The 15,160-nt window shown below is 71.6% G+C and carries 12 protein-coding genes; 7 read left to right on the top strand and 5 right to left on the bottom strand.

What is annotated here, in order from left to right:
• Window positions 1–79 precede the first annotated feature (79 nt).
• The 3 genes from ABGB14_RS20035 (at window position 80) to ABGB14_RS20025 (ending at window position 3,859) form a co-directional block, all read left to right on the top strand.
• A complete protein-coding gene (locus ABGB14_RS20035) occupies window positions 80–823 on the top strand; it encodes an AMP-binding protein (RefSeq protein WP_347645255.1) in 744 nt (247 codons plus the stop codon).
• Between the two features lie 133 nt (window positions 824–956).
• Window positions 957–3,374, top strand: coding sequence for a LuxR C-terminal-related transcriptional regulator (locus tag ABGB14_RS20030; RefSeq protein WP_347645253.1), 2,418 nt, complete (start codon window positions 957–959; stop codon window positions 3,372–3,374).
• 56 nt (window positions 3,375–3,430) lie between these two features.
• Entirely contained in the window at window positions 3,431–3,859 is a 429-nt protein-coding gene (locus tag ABGB14_RS20025) for an AMP-binding protein (protein ID WP_347645252.1), read from the top strand.
• Here ABGB14_RS20025 and ABGB14_RS20020 read toward each other — a convergent pair.
• Entirely contained in the window at window positions 3,785–4,609 is an 825-nt protein-coding gene (locus ABGB14_RS20020) for a hypothetical protein (RefSeq protein WP_347645250.1), read from the bottom strand. The genes ABGB14_RS20025 and ABGB14_RS20020 overlap by 75 nt on opposite strands.
• Before the next feature lie 49 nt (window positions 4,610–4,658).
• Between ABGB14_RS20020 and ABGB14_RS20015 the strand changes: the two genes are divergently transcribed.
• Window positions 4,659–6,341 carry a LuxR C-terminal-related transcriptional regulator gene (locus ABGB14_RS20015; protein ID WP_347645248.1) on the top strand — a complete coding sequence of 561 codons (1,683 nt, stop codon included), beginning with the start codon at window positions 4,659–4,661 and terminating at the stop codon, window positions 6,339–6,341.
• Between the two features lie 10 nt (window positions 6,342–6,351).
• Complete coding sequence (locus tag ABGB14_RS20010) at window positions 6,352–7,140, top strand: alpha/beta fold hydrolase (protein ID WP_347645247.1); 789 nt, start codon at window positions 6,352–6,354, stop codon at window positions 7,138–7,140.
• A gap of 313 nt (window positions 7,141–7,453) precedes the next feature.
• On the opposite strand, the gene ABGB14_RS20005 is transcribed toward ABGB14_RS20010, so the two are convergent.
• The 3 genes from ABGB14_RS20005 to ABGB14_RS19995 form a co-directional block, all read right to left on the bottom strand.
• Window positions 7,454–8,887: an aldehyde dehydrogenase gene (locus ABGB14_RS20005; RefSeq protein WP_347645246.1), complete on the bottom strand. Its 1,434-nt coding sequence runs from the start codon at window positions 8,885–8,887 to the stop codon at window positions 7,454–7,456.
• A 123-nt stretch (window positions 8,888–9,010) separates the two neighbouring features.
• Window positions 9,011–9,223, bottom strand: coding sequence for a hypothetical protein (locus ABGB14_RS20000; protein WP_347645245.1), 213 nt, complete (start codon window positions 9,221–9,223; stop codon window positions 9,011–9,013).
• Between the two features lie 140 nt (window positions 9,224–9,363).
• The gene (locus ABGB14_RS19995; RefSeq protein ID WP_347645243.1) at window positions 9,364–12,036 is read right to left on the bottom strand and encodes a M14 family zinc carboxypeptidase; all 2,673 of its coding nucleotides are present in this window, start codon (window positions 12,034–12,036) and stop codon (window positions 9,364–9,366) included.
• Between the two features lie 203 nt (window positions 12,037–12,239).
• On the opposite strand from ABGB14_RS19995, the gene ABGB14_RS19990 reads away from it, so the two are divergent.
• Window positions 12,240–13,136: a hypothetical protein gene (locus tag ABGB14_RS19990; protein ID WP_347645242.1), complete on the top strand. Its 897-nt coding sequence runs from the start codon at window positions 12,240–12,242 to the stop codon at window positions 13,134–13,136.
• Here the strand turns inward: ABGB14_RS19990 and ABGB14_RS19985 are convergent.
• Window positions 13,118–14,431 (bottom strand): GH1 family beta-glucosidase, encoded by a 1,314-nt coding sequence (locus ABGB14_RS19985; RefSeq protein ID WP_347645241.1) that lies wholly within the window; start codon window positions 14,429–14,431, stop codon window positions 13,118–13,120. The genes ABGB14_RS19990 and ABGB14_RS19985 overlap by 19 nt on opposite strands.
• 76 nt (window positions 14,432–14,507) lie before the next feature.
• On the opposite strand from ABGB14_RS19985, the gene ABGB14_RS19980 reads away from it, so the two are divergent.
• Window positions 14,508–15,143, top strand: coding sequence for a TetR family transcriptional regulator (locus ABGB14_RS19980; protein WP_347645240.1), 636 nt, complete (start codon window positions 14,508–14,510; stop codon window positions 15,141–15,143).
• The last annotated feature ends 17 nt before the right edge of the window (window positions 15,144–15,160 follow it).

The raw sequence follows: 15,160 nt of genomic DNA, 5'->3' as shown, positions 1-15,160 counted from the left end.
GACGGCGGGGGCCTACGTACATAGCCGGTTGCACAATTGTGCGCATGGCAATCTTGGCCAGGGTCCCTACATTAACGGCATGACCTGGACAGAGCTGGTGATGGCCGCGGCGCCGACACGGGGCGAACGGCCGGCGGTGAGCGATGTCCGGACAGGCGAGCTGCTGTCGTACGCGACCTTCGTCAGACGGGTCACCCGTGGCGCGGCGGGCCTGCGCCGCCGGGGTCTGGGCTACGGCGAGAGGGTCATCGTCAACGTCCCGCCCGGCGCGACGCTGCCGGTCGCGATCCACGCCGTCGCCTGGGCGGGCGGCGTCGCGGTGCTCGCGGCCTCCGGCTCCGCCCGCATGTTGATCACCCAGCGCCACTACGATCCCGCCGCCACGCAGGTCGAGCAGGTCTACTCCTTCTACCCGGTCGAGGGTGCCGAGCCGTTCTCCGAGCTGCTCGACGAGCGCGGGGTGGAGTTCGGGCCGCTGGCGGGCCCGGCGCTCACGTTCGACGGCCGGCGCGTGTTCGACCACGACGAGCTGGCAGGCGACCTGCGCAGGCTCGCCGCGCGGGTGGCCATCTCCAAGGACGACGTCCTGATCAGCGCGGTCAACGATCCGTTCAGGGTGCTGCGGGTGATCGACCTGGCCATGATGTCCGGTGCCCACGTCGTGGTCGCCCACGAGCCGAGCCTGGTCGGCTGCCGCGTGCTCGCCCAGGAGCGGGGGGCGAACGTCGTCGTCGCACCCTACGACCTGGCGAGGAGGCTGCTCGGCAATCCCGCGCTGCGCGTCGTCGACGAACGGACGGTCGTGAGCTCGCTCGGCCTGTGATCCCGACGGGCGCCGCCGTGTCCCTGGCCGGCTGGAGCAACATGAGCGCGCGCGTCTGATGCGCGGGTCTCCTGGCGGGGAAAGTGCGACACTGTCGGAGAGTGTGATCCTTCTGCGATGCGCGGGTGACCACATGTCTGAGCTGCCCCGGCACAACCTTCCCGCCGAGCCCAACCGGTTCGTGGGCCGCGAACGCGACGTCGGCGACCTGCGCCGGCTGATGGGCGAGACGCGGGTGGTGACGCTGTGCGGGGTCGGCGGCATCGGCAAGACCCGGCTCGCGGTGCGGGTGGCCGCCGGGCTGCTGCCCTCCTATCCGGGCGGCGTCTGGCTCGCGGAGCTGGCCGGGGTCGGCCGTCCCGAGCTCGTGGAGCGGGAGCTCGCCGGCGTGCTCGGCGTGCGCGATGAGGCCGGCCGCCCGCTGCTCGACACGGTGGTGGCCAGGCTGCGCGGTCAACCCTGCCTGCTGCTGCTCGACAACTGCGAGCACCTGGTCGAACGGTGCGCGGAAGTGGTCGCGGCGCTGATCGCGGCCTGCCCGCCGCTGAACGTCATGGCGACCAGCAGGGAGCCGCTGCGCATCGCCAGCGAGCTGGTCTGGCGGGTGCCGCCGCTCGAACTGCCGCCCGTCACGGGCCGTCCCGACGCCGAGTCGGTGCGGTTGTTCCTCGACCGCGCGGCCGCCGCGGGCACGCGGCTGGGCCCCGGCAGCATGCCCGACGTGGCGCGCCTGTGCCGGGCGCTCGACGGGCTGCCGCTGGCCATCGAGCTGGCGGCGGCCCGTACGAGCCTGCTCAGCCCCGGGCAGATAGCCGACCGCGTCGACGACAGGTTCGCGCTGCTGACGACCGGCGGCCGCACGGCTCCCGCCAGGCAGCGCACGCTCCTCCGCGCCGTCGAGTGGAGCCACGACCTGCTCTCCGCGAAGGAGCAGGTGTTGCTGCGCAGGCTGGCGGTGTTCGCCGGCGCGTTCGACCTCGACCTGGCCGAGCAGGTCTGCGCCGAACCGCCGATCTCCGAGGCGGAGATCGTCGACCTGCTCGGCGGCCTGGTCGACAAGTCGCTCGTGCTCTGCGACGAGGGCCGCGCACGCTACTGGCTGCTCGAGACCATCAAGCGGTACGCCGCCGGGCGCCTCGACACGGCGGGCGAGCGGGAGATCCTGCGCGAGCGGCACCTCGGCGCGCTCTGCGAGCTGCAGGAACACCATTTCGCCACCGAGCTGGTCGAGCCGGGGGTGCCCTGGGAGGGCCGGCTGGAGGCGCTGACCACGAGCCGGATCCTCGCCGACGACCAGCGGGTCGCGCTCGGCTGGGCCGCCGAGTCCGGCAACCCGGCGCTGGGCCTGCGGCTGTGTGCCGCCGGCACGGCGCTGCTGCCCGTCGGCGGCAACCCGTCGGAGATCGTCGCCTGGACGGAGCGGCTGCTCGCCCTCGACCTGTCGGAGGTGCCCGGCGGGCGGATCGCGCGGGCCGAGGCCTGCCTCGCGTACGGGCTGGAGGCGCGCGACGAGCTGGACCGCTCGCTGGAGGTGGCCGGGCGGAGCCTGGCCCGGTTGCCGCCGGGCGACGTGTTCACCCGGTGCGCCGTGCACAGTGTCATGGCCGTGGTGTTGTTGCGCATGGGCAGGCCCGACGAGGCGCTGCCGCACGCCCAGGAGTGCCTGGCCCTCGCCACCCGGTCCGGCGACGCCTGGAACCAGGCGGCCGGGCTGGCCGGGCTGTCGGCGGTGGCCCTGACGCGTGGCCGGCTGCGGGAGGCGGAGCGGCACGGCGAGGAGGCGCTCGCGCGGGCGCGCGAGCACGGTCACCGCTGGATCATGGCGCGGACGGCCGCCCAGCTCGGCTCGGTGGCCGAGGCCCGCGGCGACCTGGTGACGGCCAGGTCCCGCTACGAGCTGGCCGTTCCGTGGTTGCGGGAGCTGGGCGACGACCTGGAGCTGGCGCGCTGCCTGGCCAGGATCGGCAGGGTGGCGGCGATGTCGCGCGAGTTCGGCGTCGCCAGGGAGCGGCTGGCGGCGAGCCGAGCGCTGGCCGGGGCGGCGGGGCAGCGCCAGGACATGGCCCGGTGCCTGGCCGGGCTGTCGGTGCTGGCGGAGTGCGAGGGCGATCTCGCCGGCGCGGTGCTGGCCGCGGCCGCGGCGGCCACGCTGCGCGCCTCGATCGGCCGGTACCCGGCCACGACGCGGATCGAGGAGCTGCTCGGCCGGGCCAGGGCCCGGTTGGGGGAGGGCCGCACCACCTCGCTGTGGTCGCGGGGCCGGGCGATGCACCCCGACGACGCCGCGCGCCACGTGCTGGAGAGCGAACTGCTGGCGGCCGGGACGCCCGTGGTGACCGGGCCCGTCAGGCACTCGCTGCTGACCGCGCGCGAGCAGGAGGTCGCCGGGCTGCTCACCCGCGGCCTGTCCAACCGGGCCATCGCGGAGGAGCTGGTGATCAGCCCCGCGACGGTGGCGCGCCACATCGCGAACATCATGGAGAAGCTCGGCTACACCTCGCGGGCGCAGATCGCGGTGTGGGCCGCGGAACACCCCAGGGCTTCTGCATAGGGATCTGCATATTCCGCCCCATGCCCGCACGAGACGCCCTCCCTACCGTTGGCCCCATGGAGGAGCGCATCGTCATGGTGGACCTGGGCACCGGCCTGGCGCTCACCGAGGAGCAACTGGACGAGAGGTCCGCCATGGCGACCGTCCAGTTGCGGCGCAGAGGCGTTCGCGCGGGTGACGCCGTGCTCATCTGCCTGCCCGTCGGGGCCGACCTGATGATCGCGACGGACGCGGTGATCGCCGCGGGCGGCGTCGCCTGCCCGCTGCCGGCCGATCTCGACGTCGACACCCTCAGGAGCCGCATCCGCGCGACCGGCGCCCGGGTGATGATCTCCGAGGTGCCGCGGGCGCTGGAGGCGGCGGACGAGACGCGCGTACGGATCGTGATGGGCGTCGCAGACCTGGGCGCCCTACCTCCCTATCCGATCCGTCGTGATTTCTGCACGCAAAGTGATCGCATCGAGCGCCGAAGCAGTGGAGACTGAGCGGGACGGACAGTTCCCGCGACCCCCATGGGCCCTCACATGACGGCGCAAGTCCCGCACAACCTTCCCGCGGAGCCCAACCGCTTCGTCGGGCGCGCGCGAGACGTGGCCGAGCTGAGCGCGCTGATCCACGAGGAACGCGTGATCACGCTCAGTGGCGTCGGCGGCATCGGCAAGACCCGCCTGGCGCTGCGCGTCGCCGCGCGGGCGATGCCCGGGTTCGCGGGGGGCGTGTGGCTGGTCGAGCTGGCCCGCGTCAGCAGGCCGGCGCTCGTCGTCAACGAGCTGGCCGAGGTGCTCGGCGTGCGCGACGAGACGCCGGGGAGGCTGCTCGACGGCCTGCGGGTGCGCCTGCGCGCGGCCAGGGCGCTGATCGTCCTCGACAACTGCGAGCACCTGGTCGAGCGGTGCGCCGAGCTGGTGGCCGAGCTGATCGCCGAGTGCCCCGAGCCGGCGTTCCTGATCACCAGCCGCGAACCCCTGCGCATCCCCGGCGAGCTGGTGTGGCGGGTGCCGCCGCTCGAACTGCCCGACGACCACCACCCGGACGCCGAGTCCGTGCTGCTCTTCGTGGAGCGGGCGCTGGCCGCCGGCGCGCGCGGGGTCCCGGGCAGCATGGACGACGTCGTACGCCTGTGCCGCGCGCTCGACGGCCTGCCGCTGGCCCTGGAGCTGGCGGCGGCCCGTACCAGCCTGCTGAGCCCCGGCCGGATCGCCGACCGCGTCGGCGACAGGGTTCGGGCTGCTCACCACCGGCGACCGTACCGCCCCCGCGCGGCAGCGCACGCTCCTCGCCACCGTGGAGTGGAGCCACGACCTGCTCTCGCCGCGGGAGCGGGTGCTGCTGCGCAGGCTGTCGGTCTTCGCCGGGCTGTTCGATCTGGAGCTGGCCGAGCGGGTGTGCGCGGACGGCGGCATCCTGCGCGGCGCCGAGCTGCTCGACCTGCTCAGCGCCCTGGTCGACAAGTCGCTGGTGCTCCACCCCGGCGCCGCCGGCCGCTACCGCCTGCTGGAGACGATCAAGCAGTACGCCGCAGAGCGCCTGGAGGAGGCGGGCGAGGCCGCGCACCTGCGCGACAGGCACCTGCGCGTGATCTGCGAGGAACTGGAGCAGTGCTACGGCGCCGACTCTCTCAACCGCGGGATGTCCTGGGAGGCGATCAAGCAGGCGTTCACCAGGGGGCGGTCCCTGCTCGACGACTGCCGCGCGGCCGTCGACTGGGCGGTGGAGTCCGAGCAGCCGGTGCTCGGGCTGCGGCTGGCGAGCACGGCCCTGGCGATCCAGGCCGTCCGCGGCGACCTCGGCGAGAGCGTCGGCTGGCACGAGCGGTTGCTCGCGCTCGATCTGTCGGAGGTGCCGCCCGAGCTGGTGGCGGTGGCCAACGGCGGCCTGGCGTACGGGCTGGAGCTCGGTGACGAGCTGGCCCGCGCGGAGGAGCTCGTCGTGCGGGCCGTCGAGGAGCAGAAGAGACACCCCTACACGCACTGGCTCGGCATCACCTACTGCGTGGCGCTGACCGTGTTCTTCCGCAGGGGGAAGAGCAAGGAGGCCCTGGCCTACCTGGACGAGCTGGAGGCCGCGGCCACCGCCCACGACGACCTGTTCAACCTGGCCACCGTCCGGATCGCCCAGCTGAACGTGGCGCTCTTCCACGGCCGCCTGCGCCAGGCCCAGCGCTACGGCGAGGAGGCGCTGGCCATCGCCAGGAAGACCGGTCACCACTGGACCCTGGCCAGGGCGCTGACCCATCTGGGCGCGGTGGCCGAGGCCGCCGGTGACCTGGAGACGGCCATGTTCCACCACGCCTCGGCGCTGCCGCTGCTCGCGGACATGGACAACCGGATCGAGGTGGCCCGCTGCCACACCAAGATCGCGAGGGTGGCGGCCGGGCTGCGCGACTTCGCGACCGCCGGTGAGCACGTGGCCGCCGGTCTGGCCCTGGGTTTGCGGACCGGCCAGCGGCGCGGGATCGTCCGCGCCCTCATGGCGCTGTCCGCGCTGGACCGGGCGCGGGACGACATCGAGGGCGCGGTGTCGGCCGCGGCGGCCGCCACCGCGCTGCGCGAGGCCATCGGGCAGTTCGGCGCGCCCGGCCCTGTCCAGGAGCTGCTGGCTCTCGCCCGCGCGCGGCTCGGCGAGGGCCGGGTGGCGCTGCTGTGGGCCCAGGGCATGAAGCAGCCGCCCGAGGAGGTGGCCGAGCGGGCGCTCGACTCGGCTCGGGCCTGGGCGGCCGTTCCGGGGCCGCCGGGCTCCTCCGCGCCTGCCGGCCTGCGCTACGACGGGTTGACCGGCCGGGAGCGGCAGGTCGCGGCGCTGCTCACCCGGGGGATGAGCAACCGTGCCATCGCGCTGGAGCTGGTGATCAGCCCGGCGACCGTGGCCAGGCACGTCGCCAACATCATGGACAAGCTGGGCTTCGACTCGCGTGCCCAGATCGCGGTGTGGGCGGCCAGGCACCGGATGGACGCGGAGCGAACCTAAGCTCGTCTTCATGCCTTTCGCGCCCAACTTCCCCGTCATGCTGAGGACCGAGGACGGGGTTCGCATCGACGCCTCGCACACTCCCGCCAGGTTGCCCGCCGCCGGGGCCGATCCGGCGCGGTCAGGACCCCTGGACGTCGGGATCGTGGTGGCGCACGGCTTCACCGGTTCGTGGCGTGAGCGCTCCGCCCGCCGCATCGTGCACGTGCTGAGCCGCTACGGCGGCGTGGTGGCGTTCGACTTCCGCGGCCACGGCCGTTCGGGCGGCCTGACGACCGTGGGGGACGCGGAGATCCTCGACGTGGACGCCGCCGTCAGGCACGCCCGGGTGGTCGGCTACTCAAGGATCGCGGTCGTGGGCTTCTCCATGGGGGCGGCGGTGGCCGTACGCCATGCGGGGCTCAGGCGCGGCGTGGACGCGGTGGTCGCGGTGAGCGGCCCGGCCCGGTGGTACTACCGGGGCACCAGGCCGATGCGGCAGGTGCACTGGGCCATCGAGCGGCGGGCCGGCCGGTTGGCTGCCCGGCTGGTCAAGCGCACCAGGATCGCTCCCGGCGCATGGGACCCGATCCCGATGCCGCCGCACGAGGCCGCCGGGCTCATCACGCCGGTGCCGCTGCTGATCGTCCACGGCGAGGCCGACGCGTTCTTTCCGGTGGAGCACGCGCACCAGCTCTACGACGGCGCGCGCGAGCCGAAGGAGCTCTGGATCGAGCCGGGGTACGGCCACGCGGAGACCGCCGCCACCCCCGAACTCATCAGCAAAATTGGCAAATGGATCTCTTCGAACTTTTCGTGAGTAATACACGTCTACCTAGGGCGGATGGATAAAAACCGCCGGGAGAAAGTCTCTGGGGATGGAAGCCGTCATGACGGCGACCATGGGACATACTTCAGTAGTCAGGCGGTCGCCCACCGTGGCTCGCCGCCGGCGGATCACCATGGGTAAGGCGATCCGCACTTTCAGTGCCTCCATCGGGTGGAACACCGCGGGGAGTGGGGTATGCACTGTGAGTGGCGGGATCTGCACCTAGCGTTGCGGGGGCGCGCTGGGTGCACATCCCGTACGACGAGGGCCCCGCGGCCGGCCGCGGGGCCCTCCTTCCGCCCGGTCAGCCGAGCCGGGCGATGGTCTTGTACTCCAGATAGCCGTTGAGCCCCTCCGGGCCGAGTTCGCGGCCGATGCCGCTGGCCTTGTAGCCGCCGAAGGGCGCGTTGGTCTCCAGCATGTAGCAGTTGACGCCGTACGTCCCGGTGCGGACCTGGCGGGCCACCTCCATGCCGTGGTCGGTGTCGGCCGTCCACACCGTGCCGGCCAGGCCGTAGTCGCTGTCGTTGGCGATGCGGACGGCGTCGGCCTCGTCGTCGTACGGGATCACGGCCAGGACCGGGCCGAAGATCTCCTCGCGGGCGATGCGCATGTCGTTGGAGACGCCGGCGAAGACGGTGGGCGCGACGTACCAGCCCCGGTCGTACGGCCGCTCCAGGCCGCCGACCACGACCTTGGCGCCTTCCTCCATGCCGATCCTGATGTAGCCCTCGACGCGTTCCTGCTGCCGCCTGGCCACCAGCGGGCCGATGCCGGTCGCCGGGTCGGCGGGGTCGCCGACGGGCTGGGAGCCGACCATGCTCGCGATGGCGTCCACCACCTCGTCGTAACGGTTGCGCGAGGCCAGGATGCGGGTCTGGGCCACGCACGCCTGGCCGTTGTTCATGAGGCTGGCCATGGACAGGAAGCCCATGCCGGCGGCGAGGTCGGCGTCGTCGAGGATGATGGCGGCGGACTTGCCGCCCAGCTCCAGGCTGACCCGTTTGAGCTGCTCGCCGCAGATGGCCGCGATGCGTCGGCCGGCCGCCGTCGAGCCGGTGAAGGCCACCTTGTCCACGCCCGCGTGCGAGACCAGGTGCTCGCCCGTCTCGCGGCCCGCGGGCACGATGTTGAGCACGCCCGCGGGCAGTCCCGCCTCGACCGCCCACTCGGCCAGCAGGTACGCGTCCAGCGGCGTCTCCGGCGCCGGTTTGAGCACGACCGTGCAGCCGGCCAGCAGCGCGGGCGCGAGCTTCGTCATCGTGACGAACTGCGGCACGTTCCACGGCACCACGGCCGCCACGACGCCCACGGGCTCCCTGCGTACGGTGAGCGGGCCGAACAGCCCTGGCCGCTCTTCCTCCTGCTGGAACGTCTTGCCGAGCTCGGCGTAGAACTGCAGCATGCCGAGCGGCTGGGGCGCCTGCGCGAGGTTGGAGAAGGTGATGGGCGAGCCCATCTCCTCCGTGATGAGCCGGGCCATCTCGCCCTGCCGCTCGTTGTAGATCGCGGCCAGCCTGCCGATCACCTCGGCCCGCTCGGCGAAGGTCATCCGGGGCCAGGGTCCGTGGTCGAACGCCTGCCTGGCGGCGGCGACCGCGCGCTCCACGTCCTCGGGCGTGCCGTCGGGCACCCGGCCGACGACCTCCTCGGTGTGCGGGGAGATGACGTCTATCGTCGCGTCGCCCGCCGGGGCCACCCATTCGCCCCCGATGAACAGCTTGTCGTGCTGGCGCATGTCGTGAGCCTCCTGCTTGACCGAATGCTTGCTTGCCCTGGGGATGCCTCAAGGTGACCGAACCATGTTCTGGACGCGCACGCAAGAGGGGCGCGGCCGGTGCGCCGCACCCCTCCGCCGGGGTCAGCGAGGATCGCCGATCAGGTGCCGCATCGACCGTCCGACCAGGTCCGTACGCGCGTCCTGGCCGGTCACGCTCTCGACGCCGAAGCCCAGGTAGACGGTGTCCTTGGTGACGACTCCGCCCCCCTCCTCGAAGAGCTGGTCCGTACGGAACCAGTTGTTGGTCGACGGCGCCGAGCCCTCGGGCGGGTCACCGGCGCTCCAGCCGCCCATGTCCGCCTCGAACGAGGTCTCCTCGGCGACCGTGCCGTCCAGCGTGAGCGCGAAGTCGTCGAGGAAGACGCCCGCGCCCTGGGTGGCCCAGTCGGTGACGTACGAGATGGAGAGCTCGACCCGCTTGCCCGCGTACGGGGTCAGGTCGATCGTCCACTGCTGCCAGCCGCCCGAGTTGCCGGAGGCCGCGTGCCACGCGCCGGACGTCCCGGCCGGCTCGCAGGAGGCGCTCTGGTAGCGCTGCGTGAACGGGTGGATCGTGCGCCAGCCGCCGCTGTTCCCGGCGTCGCAGCTGTCGCCGGTGTCCTGGGAGGTGTGCCGTTCGTGTCCGGCAGCGTGGTCCAGTCGTCGCCGCCCGCCGTCCTGGCCTCCACCGCCAGGAAGTCCCAGGCGCTCTCGGTGTCGTACGACGTCCAGAACGACAACTCCCCGCCGCTCTTGCCGGTCAGGTCGACGGTCCTGGTCAGCCGCTTCCACGACACGTCGGCGATGCCGCTGTAGACGTCCCAGGAGCCCGAGTGCGGGTCGAACGGGCCGCCGGGCCTGGCCCACTTGACCGGAGCCGAGCTCGCGAAGCGCGGGAACCGGTCGGCGGGCAGGATCGCCGAGGTCGCCACGAACGCGTTGGTGTGGCCGGGCTCCAGGGTCGCCTCGAAGCCCTCGAACGCGCCGGAGGCGCCCCTCAGCGCGAACGGCTGACCGGTGCCCTGGTCGGTGCCCCCGTCGTCGAAATAGACGTGGGCGCCTAGCCAGTACTGCTGGAAGTCGTTGAACACCGGGATGCAGGGCGGGTCGCCGGGTTCCGTGCACTCGGGGTTCTCGGGCTGGTCCGGCTCGTAGAAGTACAGGCCGTTGCCGTTGGCCGCGTACGACGCGTACCTGCCCGCGTGCAGCAGCTTGCCGCCCTCGTTCAGGTAGTCGCGGACCGCCAGCTCGGTGTCCACGCCGGCCTTGGACGTGGTGCCGGGCACCTGGCCCTCGGAGCGTGGGATCACGTCGTCGCCGGTCTCCCAGACGACCGCCTTGTAGTGGCTGAGCACGCCGAGCGGGTGCGGGGCCTTGCGGCCCATCCGGTCCAGGTCGTACACGTCGGAGGAGTAGCCGGCCGCGCTCAGCGCCGCGGCGTACTCGCCGGCGTACTTCGCCTCCGTGCCCTCCTGGTCAGGGCTGATGCCGGTGACGTCCTCGGCGGCCAGCACGAGCACCTTGCCGCCGATGTCGTCGGCGACGGTGTAGGTGAAGCCGTCGCTCTTCCTGCCGATCGAGGTGAACCAGACCTTCACCTTGTCGCCCGGCCTCGTCCCGGCGATCTTGCCGCGCAGCCGGTGGTAGTAGCGGTCGTAGCCGTCGCCGTAGCGCTCGCCGCCCTTCCATTCGTGGGTCGGGGCGATCCGGGTACGGCCGCCGTTGACCTGGTAGTTCAGGAAGACCGGGCCCAGCCTGCGCTTGGCGTTGACCTGGACGACCTGGTTCCTGCCGTGGCTGACCTCGAACGGGTCGAGCACGAAGTCGGGCGTCCTGTTGCCCAGATGGCTGACCGGCTCGACCGGGTCGACCGCGGACCTCGCCACGTCGAGCGCGAACGGCAGGCCCTTCTCGAACTCCGCCTGCACCAGCGCCTCGTCGTCGGGGAAGACGAAGCCGCAGCCGTCGCAGCCCTCGTTGAGCTCGGGCGTCCACGACAGCGTGCCGTAGCGGAAGTGCGCCTGGTCGTTGGTGTCGCCGTTGGTGGTGTACAGCTCGGCGCCGAGGTCGGGGTCGAAGCCGGGGATGGCGGGCTTGGCGTCGTCGCCCGTCAGCGCCTCGTAGATCGGGTTGTCGGCCGTCTCCGTGGCGATCTGCACGCCGATCGGGTAGAGCAGCAGCGGGCCGTACGAGTGGTAGTTGAGCTGCATCTCGAACCTGACCCGCCGGAGCAGGCCGTCCATGGCCCTGGTCTCGGGCTCGCTGGCCGGGCCCGTGCCGCGGTAGGTCTCGCTGCTGGGGATGCTCGACGAGCCTTCCTCGTCGTAGTGGAAGTTCGTGGGGAAGTTCCGGTTGATGTCGACGCCGTCGGCGCCGGTGATCCGGCCGTCGCCGTTGTTGTCGCGCAGGTTCTTGCGCCACAGGCGGTTGCCCTCGGTGAACGTGAAGTCGTAGCCGTCGGGGTTGGCCACCGGCACGAACCACAGCTCGGTCCTGTTGAGCAGGTCCCTGAGGGCGCGCTTGTTGGCGATGACGTGCTTCAGCAGCCGCATGTCGACCTCGGTGGCGATCCACTCGCGGGCGTGCTGCGTGGCCGAGAAGAGGGTCGAGGGCTTGACGCCGTCGGGCAGCAGCCGGGCGCCCGCGGTCACCTTGGCGGCCAGGATGTCCTGGCCCTTGAGCGTCTTGCCGATGGATTGGAGCTTCACGATGTCCCGGTTGGCCCTGGCGATGTCCCTGAGCTGGTCGGCGATGCCGCCGGGCTCGGAGTAGGACCGGTAGACGGTGTAGCCGCCGGCCGCCTGTGCCCTGGCGGCCTCGAGCTGGCTCTGGCCCTGCTCGTTGCGTACGGGTGCGGGTTCGTGGCCGAGTTTCTCCAGCGTGCCGAGGTCGTCCTCGGCAGCGGTCAGCTCGATGTGCTCCTTGCCGTCCTTGATCTCGTGCTGGACGACGTCGAAGCCCTTCTCTCTGAGGGTCTGGGCGGTGCCCGGCGGGCTGTCGAGCTGGTAGAGCTCGATGCGGTCACGGGCCGGCAGCGGGTCCACGGACGCCTGGGCGGGCGCGGTGACCACGAGGGACGTGCCTAGGCCGAGGATCACGGCGGCGGCGAGGATCGATGATCGAGACACGGGTGTCTGCCCCTTCGCGGAGACGAGTTCGCCGTCATCTTGACGTTTGGAGCGATCTACACAAGGCCCAATCTGCTTCCTCGTCCGCAGTTGGACATAAGCCTTGAAACATCGTCAAAGGTGCGGCAGTTCGGTCGTTCGGATGACAGAGATCAAGATCATCTTCTATAGTTTCGGTCCGTCTATGAGGGGAGGGGACGGGTGTGAGGATCTGGCGCTTCGCCGTTCTTGTCACCGTCCTCGCCGGGCTGCTCGGCCTCCAGCCCGGACAACCGGCCGCAGCCGATCCCTCACCCGCCGAGCTGCGCAAACTCACCAAACAGGCGGCCCGGCTCAGCGAGCAGTACCGCGGCCAGATCCAGATCCTGGAGGAGATCAGGATCCAGGCGAAGCGGGCCACCAACACGTCCAGCGATCTTGCGGCCAAGCTCAAGGCCGCCCAGGCCGAAGTGGGCCGGATCGCGCAGAGCGCCTACATCATGGGCCCGCTCGACAACTTCCGGCTGATCGCGCCCAACGAGGACCCGTACAAGATCCTCGGCCAGGCCGCCAACATGGGCTACATGGCCAACGAGCGCACCGAGCGGGTCAGGAGCATCCAGAGGCTGATCAAGAAGCACAAAGAGGCGAAGCTCAAGGCCAACGACAAGATCGAGAAGCTCCGCAAGGAGATCAAGGCCATGCAGTCCAGGCGGCGCGACATCCAGCGCCTGCTCGCCAAATACGGCTTCCAGCAGCCCGGCGGGTCAGAGGGCCTGACGCAGCGCATGGTCTCGGTCCGCGCGGAGATCATGCAGAACTTCCCCATGAAGTACGGCGTCGGCTGCCTGCGCCCCGGCGATCCCGGCGAACACGGCAAGGGCCGGGCCTGCGACTTCATGATGTCCAGAGGCGGCACCGTGGCCTCCGGCGCCGACGCGGCCAACGGCGACGCCCTCGCCGCGTGGCTCATCAAGAACGGCGCCAGGCTCGGCGTGATGTACATCATCTGGAAGCAGCGCTACTACGACATCCGCTCGGGCGGCGGCTGGGACCCGATGTCCAACCGGGGCGGGGCGACGGCCAACCATTACGACCACGTTCACGTGTCGGTGTTCTGACCCGCGAGAAACTCCTTCAGCCACGCGTACGACGCCTTCGGGGTGCGGCGCTGCGTCGCGAAGTCCACGTGGACGAGGCCGAAGCGCTGGTGGTAGCCCTCGGCCCACTCGAAGTTGTCCAGCAGTGACCAGACGAAGTAGCCGCGCACGTCGACGCCCTCGGCCATGGCCCGCCGCATCGCCTCGATGTGGTCCCGCAGGAAGGCGATGCGCCCGCCGTCCTCGATCGTGCCGCGCCCGGTCAGGACGTCGTCCTGCGAGCAGCCGTTCTCCGTGACGACGATCGGGGGGAGGGCGGCGCCGTACCGGGCTTCGAGGCCCGTGAGCAGCTCGCGCAGGCCGTCGGGGACGACCGGCCAGCCGAAGGCCGTGGTCGGATGGCCGGTGACGCCCGCGTCGGTGAACGGCAGCCCTTCCGCCGTGGGGGCGGCGATGCGGGTCGGGTGGTAGTAGTTGATCCCGAGGGCGTCCAGGGGTGCGGCGATGGTCTCCAGGTCGCCGTCCTGGACGAAGCCGAGGGAGGCGGTGTAGGCCGACAGGTCTGGATATTCGCCGAGAAGCACGGGGTCGTTGAACAGGCGGTTGTGCAGGGCGTCGTACGCCTCGGCGGCCTTGACGTCGGCCTCGTCCGCCGACGCCGCCCTGACCGGGGTGCAGTTGTTGGTGAGCGCCACCTGCCGGGCTCCGGCCGCGCGCAGTGCCCGTACGGCCAGGCCGTGGCCGAGCAGCTGGTGGTGGGCGGCGGGCAGCGCGTCCGTCATGAGGGCCAGGCCGGGGGCGTGCACGCCCATGGCGTAGCCGAAGGCCATGTGCACGAACGGCTCGTTCAGGGTGATCCAGAGCGGGACCCGGTCGGCCAGGCGGCGGGCGGCGATCTCTGCGTACTCGGCGAAGCGCTCGGCCGTCCCGCGGCTCATCCACCCGCCGCGGTCCTGCAGCGCCTGGGGGAGATCCCAGTGGAACAGCGTCGGCACGGGCTGGATGCCCGCCGCCAGCAGGGCGTCCACGAGCCGGTCGTAGAAGTCGAGCCCCTTCTCGTTCACCGCGCCCGAGCCCGCGGGTTGCACGCGCGGCCAGGCGATCGAGAACCGGTAGGCGTTCAGCCCCACGCCCGACATGAGCGCGACGTCCTCGCGCCAGCGGCGGTAGTGGTCGCACGCCACGTCGCCGGTGTGGCCGTCGCGCGTCCGCCCCGGCTCGTGCGCGAACGTGTCCCAGACGGAGACACCCCTGCCGTCCTCGTGGACGGCGCCCTCGATCTGGTAGGCCGCGGTGGCCGTGCCCCACAGGAACATTCCAGGCTCTCCTCGCTCACGTTATCGAGCCACGGTAATGGACCTTTCCTGCCGGTAATAGGACAGGATGGTGACCATGACGAGTACCTTGCGCCGCCGTCCCGCCCAGCGCCGCAGCGTGGAACGGGTGGAACGGATGCTCGACGAGTGCGCGCTCCTGCTCGACGAGGTCGGCTACGACGCGCTGACCACGAAGGAGGTCGCCCGCCGGGCCGAGGTGCCGATCGGTACCTTCTACCAGTTCTTCCGCGACAAGCAGGGCCTGGTGCGGGCGCTGGCCAGGCGCAACCTGGAGGCGTTCCTCGGGCGCGTCACCGAACGCGTCGCGACGGCCGACCTGTCGCACTGGACCGATCTCGTCGACCTGGCCGTGGACGAGTTCGTCGACATGAAGCGCACGACTCCCGGGTTCTCGGTGATGGACTTCGGCGAGGTGCTGGTCACCGCCGGCGGGCCGGTGGCGGGGAGCAAGCAGGCGCTCGACGGCGCCCACGAGAACAACGCGGTGGTGGCTGACCGGCTGCGCAGGCTCACCCTCGAACTTCTGGACGCGCCCGTCGGCCCCGGCCTGGACCGGGCGCTGCTGGTGGCGGTCGAGGCCACGGACGCGGTGCTCAAACTGGCCTTCAGGACCGATCCCCACGGCGACGCGAGGCTGATCGTCGAGTGCAAGCAACTCGTCCGCCGCTACCTCGCCGACCACCTCCCCTAGCCTTCCCCGGCCTCGCC

Origin of the sequence: Nonomuraea sp. B10E15, assembly GCF_039871615.1 — a bacterium.
Classification (GTDB): domain Bacteria; phylum Actinomycetota; class Actinomycetes; order Streptosporangiales; family Streptosporangiaceae; genus Nonomuraea.
The sequence above is the reverse complement of the archived record's forward strand: the minus strand, read 5'-3'. Positions and strand labels throughout refer to the sequence as shown.